The 13,411-nt window shown below is 68.8% G+C and carries 14 protein-coding genes; 9 read left to right on the top strand and 5 right to left on the bottom strand.

The window, feature by feature from the left end:
* The 5 genes from ACH4EB_RS35480 (at window position 1) to ACH4EB_RS35460 (ending at window position 6,248) form a co-directional block, all read left to right on the top strand.
* Window positions 1–1,491, top strand: coding sequence for a WXG100 family type VII secretion target (locus ACH4EB_RS35480; protein WP_398352481.1), 1,491 nt, complete (start codon window positions 1–3; stop codon window positions 1,489–1,491).
* A 90-nt stretch (window positions 1,492–1,581) separates the two neighbouring features.
* A complete protein-coding gene (locus tag ACH4EB_RS35475) occupies window positions 1,582–2,883 on the top strand; it encodes a S8 family serine peptidase (RefSeq protein WP_398352480.1) in 1,302 nt (433 codons plus the stop codon).
* 115 nt (window positions 2,884–2,998) lie between these two features.
* On the top strand, window positions 2,999–4,345 hold the full coding sequence (locus tag ACH4EB_RS35470; RefSeq protein WP_398352478.1) for a S8 family serine peptidase: 1,347 nt from the start codon (window positions 2,999–3,001) through the stop codon (window positions 4,343–4,345).
* 445 nt (window positions 4,346–4,790) lie between these two features.
* Window positions 4,791–5,132 (top strand): WXG100 family type VII secretion target, encoded by a 342-nt coding sequence (locus ACH4EB_RS35465; RefSeq protein ID WP_398352477.1) that lies wholly within the window; start codon window positions 4,791–4,793, stop codon window positions 5,130–5,132.
* Window positions 5,133–5,162: 30 nt separating this feature from the next.
* On the top strand, window positions 5,163–6,248 hold the full coding sequence (locus ACH4EB_RS35460; protein WP_398352475.1) for a PE-PGRS family protein: 1,086 nt from the start codon (window positions 5,163–5,165) through the stop codon (window positions 6,246–6,248).
* A gap of 450 nt (window positions 6,249–6,698) precedes the next feature.
* Here ACH4EB_RS35460 and ACH4EB_RS35455 read toward each other — a convergent pair whose 3' ends face one another.
* The 3 genes from ACH4EB_RS35455 to ACH4EB_RS35445 form a co-directional block, all read right to left on the bottom strand.
* Entirely contained in the window at window positions 6,699–6,884 is a 186-nt protein-coding gene (locus ACH4EB_RS35455; protein ID WP_398352473.1) for a hypothetical protein, read from the bottom strand.
* Window positions 6,885–6,926: 42 nt separating this feature from the next.
* A complete protein-coding gene (locus tag ACH4EB_RS35450) occupies window positions 6,927–7,247 on the bottom strand; it encodes a hypothetical protein (RefSeq protein WP_398352471.1) in 321 nt (106 codons plus the stop codon).
* Between the two features lie 216 nt (window positions 7,248–7,463).
* Window positions 7,464–7,760: a WXG100 family type VII secretion target gene (locus ACH4EB_RS35445; protein WP_398352470.1), complete on the bottom strand. Its 297-nt coding sequence runs from the start codon at window positions 7,758–7,760 to the stop codon at window positions 7,464–7,466.
* A 459-nt stretch (window positions 7,761–8,219) separates the two neighbouring features.
* Between ACH4EB_RS35445 and ACH4EB_RS35440 the strand changes: the two genes are divergently transcribed.
* Entirely contained in the window at window positions 8,220–8,837 is a 618-nt protein-coding gene (locus tag ACH4EB_RS35440; protein ID WP_398352469.1) for a hypothetical protein, read from the top strand.
* A gap of 259 nt (window positions 8,838–9,096) precedes the next feature.
* On the opposite strand, the gene ACH4EB_RS35435 is transcribed toward ACH4EB_RS35440, so the two are convergent.
* Complete coding sequence (locus tag ACH4EB_RS35435; RefSeq protein ID WP_398352468.1) at window positions 9,097–9,294, bottom strand: hypothetical protein; 198 nt, start codon at window positions 9,292–9,294, stop codon at window positions 9,097–9,099.
* 63 nt (window positions 9,295–9,357) lie between these two features.
* Between ACH4EB_RS35435 and ACH4EB_RS35430 the strand changes: the two genes are divergently transcribed.
* The 3 genes from ACH4EB_RS35430 (at window position 9,358) to ACH4EB_RS35420 (ending at window position 10,954) form a co-directional block, all read left to right on the top strand.
* Complete coding sequence (locus ACH4EB_RS35430) at window positions 9,358–9,597, top strand: hypothetical protein (RefSeq protein ID WP_398352467.1); 240 nt, start codon at window positions 9,358–9,360, stop codon at window positions 9,595–9,597.
* Between the two features lie 209 nt (window positions 9,598–9,806).
* Window positions 9,807–10,394 (top strand): hypothetical protein, encoded by a 588-nt coding sequence (locus tag ACH4EB_RS35425; RefSeq protein WP_398352466.1) that lies wholly within the window; start codon window positions 9,807–9,809, stop codon window positions 10,392–10,394.
* 260 nt (window positions 10,395–10,654) lie between these two features.
* Window positions 10,655–10,954, top strand: coding sequence for a hypothetical protein (locus ACH4EB_RS35420; RefSeq protein ID WP_398352465.1), 300 nt, complete (start codon window positions 10,655–10,657; stop codon window positions 10,952–10,954).
* Window positions 10,955–11,127: 173 nt separating this feature from the next.
* Here ACH4EB_RS35420 and ACH4EB_RS35415 read toward each other — a convergent pair whose 3' ends face one another.
* Window positions 11,128–13,371 carry an ATP-binding protein gene (locus ACH4EB_RS35415; RefSeq protein WP_398352464.1) on the bottom strand — a complete coding sequence of 748 codons (2,244 nt, stop codon included), beginning with the start codon at window positions 13,369–13,371 and terminating at the stop codon, window positions 11,128–11,130.
* Window positions 13,372–13,411 lie beyond the last annotated feature (40 nt).

Genomic DNA, 13,411 nt, shown 5'->3' with positions numbered 1-13,411 from the left:
ATGTCGGAAAGCAAGGGCGGAGTCACCACCGACAAGGGGTGCTTCTACGCGAAGCACGAAACCAAGTTCTACACATACAACATGCAGCAGCTCAAGGCGATGGTGGCCCATGCCGACCCGGGCAAGGTCAAAGAGATCGCGGAGAACTGGAAGTGGATCCACGACACTCTCGTGGGCGAGGACGGGCGAGGCGGCCTCAGGAAAGAGTTCGACGACGCGGTCAAAGAGGTTCTCGAACACTGGGGTGGTAAGGCCGCCGAGGCATTCCGGCAGCGTGCGAACACGATCAGCCAGAACATCGGTAACTCGGCGCCTTATGCGTCCAATATGCGACATGTCATGAATGGCGTCGGGCAGTCGCTGAGCGAGTACAAGCAGAAGATCGACGACATGGAGATGCCCACGGAAGGTCAGAGCAACCGTGACGCCGTGGGAAACTACGCACTCAAAGTGGTGACCTTCGGCGCGAAGGGTGGACGCGACGACTCGAAGGCGATCCACGAACTCGAGCAGGGAAAGGACACCACGGACGTCCTCAACGGCAACTCAGGAGAGCTGTCGGAGGGCAAGGAACGTCAACTCCAGACCGCCATCATGATGGAGTACTTGGGATCGGCGTACCGGTCGAACGCTCAGGCGATCGGAAAGCCGCCGGGTGGGGGTGGTCGTGATGGAGAGGTGCCGGAGCGGGGTGACACCCTTTCGCCGCCTCCCTTCGTTCCGTTGCCCGACGGAGTGGTCAACCGACCCAAGCCGTCCACCCCGAAGGGATCCCTGCCTTCTTCGAAGGGGCCGGGATACACATCGCCTGGTGATCTGGAGGCACCGCGTCAGCGGGGCATCTCCGGCGGCGTCGGCAGCGCAACTCCTCCCAAGATGTCGACTCTTCCGAATGTGGGAACCGGCCTCGACGGGTTCTCCGGTGGCGGTCCTGGTGGCGGAAGCCTCAACTCTGGTGGTGGTACCAGTGGCCTTGGCGGCGGGGGGAGCCTGAATGGCGCCGGCGGAGGCGCTGGTCATGTGAGCGGTGGTGGCTCCGGACCGACGGGAATGCCGGGTGGAGGCATGACCGGCGGCAGCATGACCGGCCGCTCGGGAGGCACGGGCGGCGGTGTCGCTGGTGCCGGCGCCCGCAGCGGACGTGGTGGTGCACCCGGTATGGGAGGCGCGCCAGGAGCTGGTGCCGGAGCCAAGGGAACCGCGACTGGACGTGGAGGGGCGCTGGCTCGGCAGAAGGGCGGCGTCGTCGGAGCGACCGGTGGCAAGTCCGGCGTCGGGGGACAAGGTGGCTCCGGCCTGCATCGTAGCCGCGGTGGTACGCAGGCGGGCGCTGGAGGCGGGCAGCGCCCGATGGGCGCCGCCGGGATGCCGGGAGCACACGGCGGCAAGGGCAAGGACAAGGGCCCGAACGGCGAGCGTCCCGACTACCTTGTGGAAGACGAGGAGACCTGGACGCCGGAGCGTAATGTGGCGCCGAAGGTCATCGAGTAGGGCCGATCTGGCCAAGTAGCCGGCGGAACCGAGACGGGGCCCGCAGTCCTCGGGCTGTGGGCCCCGTCCTGCATAGGAGAGGTGTACGGCATGAGCTTCACGCGGACGCTGCGTGCGGTGAGCGGCGCGGCGGTGGTGGGAGCGCTGCTCTTCAGCACCGCACCGGCTGCTTCGGCGGACCAAATCCGTGATGACCAGTGGGCTCTTCGATCCCTTGATGCCGAGAAGGCGTGGCAGCAGTCCACTGGTAAGGGAATCACCGTTGCTGTTATCGACAGCGGCGTGAACGGGAGTCATCCGGACCTGCAAGGTAATGTCCTACCCGGCAAGAATTTTTCCTCAGGTGACCCGGCAGATCACGAGACCAAAAACAACCACGGTACGTCGATGGCTTCGTTGATTGCCGGTCACGGGCATGGTCCCGGGAACACGCAGGGGGTCAAGGGGCTTGCTCCCGATGCCAAAATTCTGCCGATCAAGCACTCGGATTCCGAAGGCGACACGTACGGCTCCTCTTTCGCCGAGCCGTTGCGTTACGCGGTCGATCACGGGGCAAAAATCGTCAACATGTCGATTGGTGGCGTCGGCGACGTCACGGACGCGGATAAAGCTGCCATCGCCTATGCCGTGCAACATGACGTCCTCTTGGTGGCCAGCTCGGGAAACGCGGGGTCGGCAAACCCCAACTATCCGGCCGCATCGCCGGGGGTCCTTGCTGTCGGGGCCGTGGGGGAGGACCGGAAGATTTGGAAGGACTCAAACTACGGCTCTCACCTTCTCCTTGCCGCGCCCGGAGAAGTGATCCGTTCCGCAGCCGCAACCAAGCCGTATCGGCTGGCGAGCGGTACCTCTGACGCTGCGGCATACGTCTCTGGCGCTGCCGCGCTGGTCCGCGCCAAGTTCCCTGGCCTGACGGCGGGGCAGGTGGCTAATCGGCTGGTCAAGACTGCGCATATGCCGACAGGAGTTTCCGCCGGCGCTGGTCCGGACTCCCACTATGGCTACGGCATCGTCCGTCCGTATGAAGCTCTGACCCAGAATGTTCCGGCCGGTTCGAAGAGCGGCCCCCTGAAGGCTCCTGACGCCCAGGGTCAGGAACAGTCTCCCGCAGGAACCTCGAATGGGGACCACTGGCAGGAAGAAGACAACAGCAACACCAAAGCTGCCTTTGGTATCGCCGGATTTGCGCTCACTGTTTTGGTGATCGTCGGCATCATCGTGACCATTGTGATGAAGAAAAAGAAGAAGCGTAAAGGCCCGCCCCCCGGCGGTGGTTTCGGTGGCCCTGGTGGACCTGGCTTCTACCCGCCGCAGCAGCCCGGCACCTACCAGCAGCCCGGCGCTCCCGGCGGTTACCCGCAGGCGCCCTCTAACCAGCCTCCGGGTCGGTAGAAAGCGTGTGAGCCCGGAGAGGCTTTGTTGGTGTTCTTCTTAGGGCCTCTCCTCCTTACGGGTTCCATAGTCTTAGGGCTATGGAACCCATCTTGTTTCAGGAGAGGTGTACGGCATGAGCTTCACGCGGACGCTGCGTGCGGTGAGCGGCGCGGTCTTGGCGGGAGCGCTGGTCATCGGCACCGCGCCGGCTGCTTCGGCGGATTACATCAGGGACGGGCAGTGGGCGCTCGACGCTTTCAGTGCCAAGGAAATTTGGCAGAAGTCCACGGGTAAGGGCGTCATCGTCGCCGTCATCGACACGGGAGTCGACGGCGATCACCCCGACCTCAAGGGCAGTGTCTTGCCCGGCAAGAGCTTCGCCTCCGGAGGTGGCACGGCCGATCAGGAGGCCGGGAACGATCACGGGACCGCCATGGCCGCGCTGATTGCCGGGCACGGGCACGGGCCCAACAACGCTGACGGAATCATGGGCCTGGCTCCCGGCGTCGAGATCCTTCCAGTCAAGACAAAAGACTCGGAAAACGACGTTTCATCAGACAATGGGTTCGCGGCGCCGTTGCGATACGCAGTGGATAACGGGGCCAAAGTCGTCAACATGTCCTTTGCCGGCGTTGGGTTCAATGAGGAAGAGAAGCAAGCGGTCAGTTACGCCCTGAAGAAGGACGTCCTGCTTGTCGCTGGCTCGGGTAACGACTCCACTGGTACGCCTATGTACCCAGCGGCCGCTCCTGGTGTTCTTGCGGTCGGTGCTGTGGCCAAGGATGGCCAGGTCTGGCGTAGGTCGAACTATGGCGAGCACATCCGCCTCCTGGCCCCTGGTGAGCGAATCTACTCGGCCGGCCTCGGCTCCAAGTACCGTCAAGCTGACGGAACCTCCGACGCCACGGCCTACGTATCCGCCGCAGCAGCGCTCGTCCGGTCCAAGTTTCCGGATCTCACCGCCGGTCAGGTGGCCAATCGGCTGACGAAGACCGCGATCACGCCCGACGGTAAGTCGGACATCGGCACGCCGAGTCCCAGGTACGGGTACGGGACCATTCGCCCGTACCGCGCGCTCACCCAGGACATTCCCGCCGGATCCAAGTACGGGCCGCTCAAGGCTCCGGAAGTCACGGACTCGACGTCTGCGGGGAATGACGGTGCCACTCCCGGTAAGGCCGGTGAGCAGAAGGCGAGTGGTGGCAGTGGGATCGGGGTTCCGCCGATTGTGGTCATCGGTCTGGTGCTGATTCTGCTGGTGGCGGCTCTTGTGGTCGTCATCGTTGTGGTGCGGCGGAAGAAGAACAACGGCGGTCCGCCGCCCGGTGGCTCCGGTGGTCTCGGAGGGCCCGGCGGCAACGCCGGTTTCCCGCCGCACCAGGCTGGGCCGTACCAGCAGCAGCCGAACCCCTACGGCCAACAGCCCAACTCCTACGGTTCCTATCCGTCGGCTCCGCCTGCCCAGCCTCCGGGGCAGTAGTAGCCGCGTCGCGTAGTCGAAGAAGGGGCCCGCAGTTCGCTGCGGGCCCCTTCTTCGCGTGTGTGGGGGACGGCGACGGCAGGTCCGTCAGCGGCATACACGCTGTTCGTCCGTATGAGTGGTGACTGATTTTGGTGAGAATTTGTGCTGTTGGTTTCGGGGTGAGGGGTGGAGTGGATTAATTTGCGGATGGATTTGCGGGAAATTGGCCGTGGAGCTGGGGGGTGGGGTGTGTGATGTTGCGTCGGGAGGCGCGGTCGAGGTGCGGTAAAGGTTTCTTCGGATTGTCTGGGCGGTGTGGGGTGGGGCGTTGGTGTGAGTGTGCGAGTGGGGCGGTGTGTTTGCTGGGCTTGCGATGGGGTGGCAGGCTCGCGGCACTCAATCAGGCGGGCGGGTGCGTTCGCTGATTCTTTTGGCTGTTGCTTGTTCGAGTGGGGGCTGTGTGATGGGTCAGGGATTTGACGTCGACTCGGGCTTGATCGGGCGGCAAGGGAGGGAATTCGTCGATATCGGGGTGGAGTTCGGGACCGCTTCGAAGCGGTTGCAGGACAGGCTGGCGGGGCTGGGGGAGCCGTGGCGGGGTGCTGAGTTCGCGGAGATGTTCGCCACGATGTACGAGCCGGTCCGGGACGGCATGTTCAAGTCCATGGATGCGCTCGCGAAGCGGATGGAGGGGATGGGGGAAAAGCTGGAGGAGATGGCGAGGAGGTATGAGGCGGCCGAGGGGCAGGGGGTGCGGATCGTCGGACAGGTGTCGGGTTCGCATTCATCCCCGTGGGGGCTGTGATGGCGGCGGGCGTCCGGGAAGGAGCGGGCCGTGGCGCTGACGCTGCCTGGTGAAGTCGTCTGGGTGCTTGATCTGCTCGGGTATCGCTGGCCCGAGGCGGACGAGGACAAGCTCATGGAATGCGGGCAGGCCTGGCTGGAGTTCGCGGCCCAGGTCGGACGGACCGACGGGCGAGGCGGCTCAGCCGTACGGGAGATTGTCAGCGGCAATTCGGGCGAGGCGGTGAGCCGCTTCACGGGTGAGTGGGAGGACTTCTCGGGTGCGCCGGGCTCTTACCTGACCGATGCGCAGATCGCGGCCAATGTCATCGGAATCGCTTTCGAGGTGGCGGCCGCCGCGGTATTCGCCGCGAAGGCCGAAGTCATCGTGCAACTCGTCATCCTGGCCGTCGAACTCATCGCGGCGCAGGCTGCCGCCCCCTTCACTTTCGGGTTGTCGGAGGTGGGGGCGCTGGGTGTGACTCAAGCGACGCGTCTCGTGGTGCGACGGCTCCTGGACACGCTGAAGCGGGAGGTCGTCGAAGCGGTCACCGAGGCGATGGCGGACGCCGCCGAGAAGGGCGTCAAGGAAATCGCCTCGGACTTCGTGAAGAACCAGGTCAAGGATTTCGCGACGGGCTATGCGAGGAAGACCGTCCAGGACGTGGTCGTCGCCCCCGCCAAGGAGAAGGCCACCGACATCGTGACCGGGGCGGGGCAGAACCTCGTTCAGCAGGGGATCGAGAGCCATTTCGGTGCCCGCGCCGGCGTTGATGCGGGGGAGATGGTGGACGGTGCCAAGGAGGATTTCGCGAAGCAGTTCGGCACGGTCCAGGGCGGGGAGTTCAAGCCCGGCGAGTACGTCGTCGGCGCGCCGACTGGTCCGGGCGACCGGCAGGGAGGCTTGGCCGGCCTTCTCGACCCTGCGACCCATCGTGACCGGCTGCTCGACGGCGCGCGGGAGGCCGGGACCAATGCCATGGCGACGAAGGTGCGGGAAGGCGTGCAGCGCGCCAGGGGAGGAGCGGGAGAGGCGGGAGCGGGAGAGGCAGGAGCTGCGACGGAAAGTGCGGGGGGAGCCAGGGGAGGTGGTGAGAGGGCCGGGGTTGCTGAGGAGGTTCGTGCCGTCTTCGGCTGAGGGGCGAGCTGGAGGGGGTGTGGTGGTAGCGCCGTCGGGGGAGTTCAGGTTCCGGCTGAGGTGACTTTCGTGCTCCATGGTCCGCTGGGCTTCGTAGCGCGCGGCATGCACACGTGCACCACGCCCCGCACCACTCCCCGTACTCCCCACACCTCCGATCCTCACCCGAACACGGCCTGCACCGCATCCCTCGCTCCGTCGGTGGCTCCCTGGTGGCGGGGCGCGGCGCCGCCGGTGCGGCCGTCCACGTGTTTCTGGGACGCGTCGAGGCCGCGGTGGGTGAGACCTGACCTGGCGTGGTCGGCGTGGTCGGCGTGTACGTCTGGGAGTCGGCCAGACTCTGGTCACTTTCCTTGAGCCGTCGACGTATTCGCCGGCCTTTTCCTTGCCGATGTCGGCGGTTTTGCCCCAGCCCATGCCCTCACGGGCACTGACATGGCGCTCGACGCCCTACTGGGCGACGTTATGCCCCATTTCCGTGGCGGCGCCGGTGGCCCTCGCCTTGCCCTCTTCGACGCCCTTGTCCTGGCCGGTCTCGTTTACCGGGTCCATGACCGTCTTCTTGGCGTGGTCCATTGTCAGTTGACGAGCTTCTGCGGACGCTGCCTTCTTGGCCAGCTTTTGGACGGCGTCCATCGTCGCGTGTTCCATGGCCTTGGTGGCGGCCCGGACTACTTCTTATGTGGTCTTGCTCAGTATCTCGCATACGGCCAGGCGGGTGATGTGCGTCGCGCCCGCCGCGCCCGCTTCGGACAACCCGGACGTGAAAGGCGCGGCGGCTTGTGCGGTGATGAGTTCCACTGCGAGGGCGACGAGCTGAACGATGATCGCGATCTTGCTGGTGAGTACGGCGACGGCCGCCGCGTCGAAAGCCGACGCGATGGTTTCGGCGGCGATCCGGACGTCACGCAGGTAGTGGTCGGAGCCGGGGCTGCCGGAAAAGGCGCCCCATTCCTCGGTGAATCCGTCGACGGCTTCGCCCGTGTTCGCCGAGACCACCTCGTGCGCCGCCGACGTGCCTTGTGCAGCGGCCCGTTCGAGTGGCGTTGGTGCTGCTCGGCGGCGTGAGCGGCGTGGAAGGTGCGGACGCGGAAGGGCGGGTGTGGGGCGCGGTGCCGGGACGGCGCGGTGTGGCGCCAGGCCGGGTGCCGACGGGCCGCATGGGGCGGCGCGCGGACGGCCTCACGGGCGGGCCCGTGCCTCGGCCGGGTGCCCTCAGGCGGCGAGGCGGGAGACCGAGCTGACGACGTGGACGCCCTGTTCGTCGGACGCCGTGTTCGTACGGGCCATGCCCTGGAGTTTGTCGCCGATGCTCTCAAGGCGTTCGCCCAGCGAATCCATGGAGGTGAACATGCCGTCGCGGATCGGGATGTAGATGCCGTCGAAGCCGGCGCCCTGCCAGGGCTTTCCGAGGCTCTCCAGGTCGTCCTTGAGTCTCCTGGCTGCCGTGCCGAACTCCGCGCGATGTTCACGAACGTGTGGCCCCTGTGCGCGTAGCACTTCAGGTTCCACGTCAAATACCTAGCCCGCCATCACGCCCCCCGTCATTGCCCTGACATTCGCGCTTGGCACGTTTGTCTCTCGACACGTCCAGCGGGACCACTTCATGTGTTCTTAACGCAGGCATGTCAAGGCGGCCTCGCGGGGGGGGGCTGGGCCGGCGGTTTGTGCGCCGGTGGGGGACAGTGACGGCGAAAAGGGCTCCAACAGGGCAATGTCAGGGGGGTGTTGGGGCACATGGGTAGCGGGAATCCAGTCGAATGCGGATCGAATTCGGGCGGATTGACCGTGCTGGGGTGTTGCGGCGGCCGGAATACGGGGCGGGCAGGGAGTGGTGCGGAGGGGGAAAGAGGTGGTTAAGTTTTCGTACCTGCCCGGTCCAGAGGCCGTGCGCCCCGAATGGCGTGCGCGCCCGTGCCGTACGACTGCCGAGCAGGCCGGCACTGTCCTCCACAGCAACGCGGTCCCTCCATGCCCACGCAGCCCTTCATACGCACGCGCTCCTCGACCCGGTTGCCGTCCTCGGCGGGCAGGGTCGTTGGCGCCGACCTCGTCCTCGCCGGGCTGTTCTTCGGCGGGATGACCGCCAAGGACCTGGGCTACGCGAACGGCCACCGGGGCGACGCGGGCACGCTCACCGTCAAGGAGTGCCGTACGCAGTTCGACCGCGTCGATTCGTCCCGCCACCGGCACGCGCGGCCCGTCGTCACCTGCTCGGGCACCTTCCGGGGCGACCGGGGCGACCGGGGCGACCGGGGCGGCGCCGCCGTCGAGGACGCGACGGTCGACACCGGGGCCAAGTTCGAGCCGGGCAAGCGGCTGGCGGTTCAGAAGACGGACTACCGGTTGGTCATGATGGACGAGCGGTGGACGTGGCGGAGCGCGGCGATCGTCTGCGTCTCGGTGTGTGCGCTCGTGGCGGGACTGTTCTGCCTGCTGACCGGATTCGGTACGCGTCGAGGCCCCGGGTTCCGGGAGGCCTGGTGCCGGGTGCCCGGCGGCCCCGTGGTCCGAGCCGTACCGGTCGGGGTCGGCGGTCCGGCCGCCCTCGGGGCCGGGGCGGCGCTGCTCGTCGACGGGATCGTCTGATGCCGCCACCGACGGCGCGCCATGCGCCTTTCGCGTCGCTCCGCTCCCCGAGCCGGGCCCTGGCAGCGGTGACCAGCCGACGTAACGCTGCCCGGTGGGTGGTGGGGCGGGCCAGCGGCCTCGTCCTGGTGGTGCTGGGAGTGATGGCCTGCGTGATCTCGGTCGGAGAGACGGCGCTGGCCTCCGGATACGCGGGCTCCCCTGGGACGTACACCGTCAAGGAGTGCCATGAGCGTCATACGGTCGGGGGCGGCGGCCGTCACGACAGCCGGGCCATCGGCTGTACGGGCGCCTTCCGGGCCGACCGGGACGCCGCCCGGGACGGGGCGCCGGCAGGGGCGGCGAAGGCGCTGGCCGTGGCGGGGACGCCGGCGGTGACGGCGGGGACGTCGGCCGGGAGAGCGGAGGCGCCGACCGGGGCGGCGTCGGTGGTGTCAATTCTTTCGGAACGTTCCACCCCGACACGGTGTACCCGTCGGGCACCCGGGTCCCCGTACGGAGCGGTGACGGCGGAACGTACGTGGTCGCCGGTTGGGAGCAGGCATGGGGCGATGTCGCCGGAGTGTTCGTTTCGCTGCCGATGCTCGCGGCAGGCGCCTTCTGCCTGCTGACCGGTTTCGGCGCCCGTCGGGGACGGTCGTTCGGCGACAGTTGGGGCGGGCTGCCCGGCGGGGCGGTGCTGCGCCCGCTGCTGCTGACCGTCACCGGAGTGGGCATCCTTGGTGCAGCCGTCTTTCTCTTTTTGCAGCATTACGGGTGACGCTGCGCACCGCCTGGCCGGCCGGGCGGGTGCCTCCGGGCCGTAGGCTCGGCATATCGCGGAAGCACGTACACCCCGTACGCGCGGCATGTCCGGTATGTCGATGCGCACATCGTTCGTCCTGCACCTTCGCACGCCCCTGGAAAGGATCGCTGACCATGGCAGCACAGTCGGAACACACCAGGTCAGGCGCGTCCCATACATCCAACGTGGGCGATGCGCCGGGTGTGGCGGACGGGGTGAAGCGCGGTCTGGGGCGGCTGATCGGCGCGGGCGTCGTCCTGGCCGCGCTCCTGCTGATCGCGGTCGGTGTCTACGTGGGCCCGTACTCGGTGTGGGTGGACGGCAGCCCCGGCAAGATCACCGTGGAGGCGTGCGCCACGGACTACCACTACGCGAACAAGCAGCACTCGGGGAACCGTACGCGCGACATCCAGTGCTACGGCACCTTCCGGTCGGACGACGGCAGGACGAAGGACCTGAACGCCAGCGTCGACTCCTGGCACCGGTTCAAGGAGGGCGACTTGATCGAGGTGCGCCAGGTCGGCCGCTCCAGCTACGTCCAGCACAGTTGGAACCGGCTGGCCAATGGGGTGCTGTGCCTCTGCGGCGGCCTCGTCGTCCTCGTTCTGGGCGTGCTCTGCACGGTGACCGGCTACCGCTTCCGGGGCGCCCCGACCTTCGACGACGCGTGGCGGTCGGTCGGCCCCGGCGTGCTGCGGACGCTGATGGTCGGGCTGATGGCCGCGGGCCTGATCGGCGCGGTGCTGTCCGGCGCGGTGCTCTTCTTCACGTAGCGGGAGCGGGAGCGGGAGCGGAAGTAGGAGTGGGAGTGGGAGTAGGAGTAGGAAGGGGAACGGGGAGCGTGGGGCGTGGGCATGGGGCGTGGCACGGGGCGTGGGCACGGGGCCGGGCGACGGCCGGTACGTGGCCAGAACGGCACGTTCACGGTCCGGGCGGGTCCCTCGTACGGACCGGGTGATACGGCTGTCGGCGGCCTCGGCGATGCGAACGCAGCCGTACGGTCCCGAACAGTCGTCCCGTACCATTCCCGCTCATGGACGCACCCGCCGATGAACAGCCCCTGCCCGCACGACGCGTGAACCTGACCCCACGTCAGGCCCGGCGGGTACGCATCGTTCTGGCTTCCGTGCTGATGGCCGCCATGGCGGTCGTGCTCGTCATCCGTCTCGCGAGCCGTACGTCAGTACTGGTCGTGGGCGTGTACGGGGCCGCGCTGATCCTCTGCGGGGTCGTGATCGAGCTGAGCCGCAACGGTCGTACGCGGCTGGGCACCTGGCTGCTGGGCCTGGGGCTGGCGGCGGCCCTCGCCGCAGACTGGCTGCTGCTGCCCTGAACCCCGCCACCCCGCTGACCGGTCGCCGGATCGGCCTCAGAGGCGGCGGAACGGCTTGCACCACCCAGCGGCGAACGGCGCGGGGCCGTAGGCGGGGGACCGGAGGGCGCGAGACCGGGGGGGCGCGGTGGGGCCGGTGCGGCGGCGCTGGGCGCGGCGGGGGCCGGTGCGTGTCAGAGAGCCGCTTCGGGAGCGGGCCTGGGTGGGGGCAGCGGGATCTGCAGCGCCTTGACGCCGCGCTCCGTGGCGACGACCAGGATGCCCTCGGGTGAGAGGTCGGCGCCTGTAAAGGGGGTGTCGCTGACGAGGTCGGCCACCGCCTCCCCGCGCTGCCGGTCCCACACCCGGACGCGGTCCGCGTCCCGGCCCAGCGCGAGCGGCGCCGCTGCCCGTGCGTCCTCCGAGGGTCGCAGGACGCGCGCCGGATCGGTGTCCACGAGCCCCGGGCTCAGGAGCTGGTGGACGAGTACGGCGGAACCACCCGCCCCTCCGATCTCTCCGGGCACCGTACGGGAGCCTGGTGTGCCTTCGGGGACGACGAAGGCGGCAACCGGCAGCGCGGCGGCGCCCGGTGCGCCCGCGCTGAAGGCCTCGCCGCCCTCCCCGGAAGCCACCGGCAGGCTGCCGACCGTCACGCCGGTGACGCCGGGCAGCAGCACGCTCCACAGCGTGCGCCACGGCAGAGCGAGGCCGAGCGCGTGCACCGCGTCCGCGTACGGTCCGAGGCCGTCCTCGACGAAGGCCGTCTCCAGGAGCGCCGCACGCAGCACGGCGGACGTCCGGGTCCGGGTGAGCAGCGGCGCCGTCCGCAGGTACGTACGGGCGGGAGCGCCCAGGGTCTCGTACGGCACGGCCTCCACTGCCGTACGGAGCGACACCGGGTCGGCATGCGTGAACAGGCCCGGGTCGGTGAGCAGTTGCGGCAGCAGGCCGGCGTCCAGGGTGTGCGCGGCGAGGTGATCGCGTACGTAGGGGTCGGCGCGGGACCAGTCCTGCTCGGGGACGGCCTCCAGGAGTGCCATGGCGATGCGGGTCTGCGCGGCGCGCGGATCGGTCAGGCCGGCACGTATCGCGTCCGCGACACCGGGATGCACGAGGCGCAGCAGCTTACGGCCGCCGCCGCCGTCCCCGGCGGCCGGCCCCGAAGCCACGCCCGGCGCCGGAGTCGATCCCGCACCTGATGCCGAACCCGCCCCCGAACCCGGCCCCGAAGCCGCGCCTGGAGCCGAACCCGACGCCCGACCGTCCTGCCCCACCACTCCCTCAGACGCCCCCTCCGCCTCCAGAGTTTCCACCGCCGCTGGAGGCTCCAGCGCCCCCGGAGCCTCCGCCGCCCCCAGGCTCTCCGCCACACCCGACACGACGACCGGTTCGACGAACGGCCCCGCCAGCAGCATCCCGTCCGCGATCTCCTGGGCCATGTCGCGCCCGGCGACGGCGGACGCCAGCGGGCCCCACAGGTCGACAGGCAGCCCGTCCCCTTCGGCGAGTGCCAGCGGTGCCAGCATCAGCCGCAGCGTCTGTGGATCGGCGCCCAGCCGCCGTGCGTGTGCGTCCAGAGCCTCAGCCACACTGCCCGGCAGCCGCGACACGTCAGCAGGGTCGAAACCCTCCGGCCGCATGAGGACACACCGCACCGCGAGCTGTGCGGTCAGCCGATTGCCGTCGGCGCGCTCCGCGATGGCCTCGGCGAGCGCCCGGCGCGCCCCGGGGTCTTCGGTGTACGGCAGGACAGGTGCGCCGGATTCCGGATCGAGCGCCGACTCGACCTGATGGACCAGCCCCTCGGGGTCGGCCCAGCGCGGCTCGTCGAGGTCGATGATCTGCCCCTGACCGGACGGCAGTGCCGCGATCACCTCGGCGGCCAGGGCGCGCGGCACGTCGGCGAGCAACTGGACCGTGCCGGTCTCCGCGAGTGGCCTCAGCACGTCCCGTACGAGGCGCGCGGGCTCGTCGGCGGCCCGTACCGGGCCGGCCCGGTCGACGTCCGGGACGACGACCGTCACCGGGGCGGCGGCAGCGGCGAGTTCGGCGACGAGGCCCGCGGTGCGGGCCGTGTCCAGACCGAAGTGGTCGGCGATGGTCCACAGGACCTGGTGCGCGGTACGGCCTTCGGGCGTCGGTACGACGGGCGCGGGCAGGTCGGGTGGCACGGTCGTCGGGTCCAGGTCGTCCAGCGGCAGGCGCTTGCGGTGTTCCGGGTCGCACAGCATGAGGAAGCCGGCCACCAGGTGCGAACGCCCGCTGCCGGGGCTTCCGGTCACCACGACGACCCGGGGAGCGCCGGGCCACTGCATACGCCAGGCGGCGAGCGCGCGCAGGACGGCGGTGCGGCCGCCGACGTACGGGTGGGGCACGTAGCCCCCCGTACCGCGCTGCCCCTCGTCCGAGGCGTGCATGAATTCCCTGTCCCCCATGGATCCTTCGCCCTCCACCGTCGCGGATCGCCGCGCGTGC

It is taken from the genome of Streptomyces sp. NPDC018045, from assembly GCF_044327445.1.
Taxonomy (GTDB): domain Bacteria; phylum Actinomycetota; class Actinomycetes; order Streptomycetales; family Streptomycetaceae; genus Streptomyces.
This window is presented reverse-complemented; position numbering and strand designations above follow the sequence as displayed.

What these genes read in the sequence shown, in the direction of transcription:
- ACH4EB_RS35455 (WP_398352473.1), bottom strand. Translation starts at nt 6,884, where the DNA reads ATGGACGCCGTCCAAAAGCTGGCCAAGAAGGCAGCGTCCGCAGAAGCT.
- ACH4EB_RS35470 (WP_398352478.1), top strand. Translation starts at nt 2,999, where the DNA reads ATGAGCTTCACGCGGACGCTGCGTGCGGTGAGCGGCGCGGTCTTGGCG.
- ACH4EB_RS35480 (WP_398352481.1), top strand. Translation starts at nt 1, where the DNA reads ATGTCGGAAAGCAAGGGCGGAGTCACCACCGACAAGGGGTGCTTCTAC.
- ACH4EB_RS35465 (WP_398352477.1), top strand. Translation starts at nt 4,791, where the DNA reads ATGGGTCAGGGATTTGACGTCGACTCGGGCTTGATCGGGCGGCAAGGG.
- ACH4EB_RS35415 (WP_398352464.1), bottom strand. Translation starts at nt 13,371, where the DNA reads ATGGGGGACAGGGAATTCATGCACGCCTCGGACGAGGGGCAGCGCGGT.
- ACH4EB_RS35475 (WP_398352480.1), top strand. Translation starts at nt 1,582, where the DNA reads ATGAGCTTCACGCGGACGCTGCGTGCGGTGAGCGGCGCGGCGGTGGTG.
- ACH4EB_RS35420 (WP_398352465.1), top strand. Translation starts at nt 10,655, where the DNA reads ATGGACGCACCCGCCGATGAACAGCCCCTGCCCGCACGACGCGTGAAC.
- ACH4EB_RS35440 (WP_398352469.1), top strand. Translation starts at nt 8,220, where the DNA reads ATGCCCACGCAGCCCTTCATACGCACGCGCTCCTCGACCCGGTTGCCG.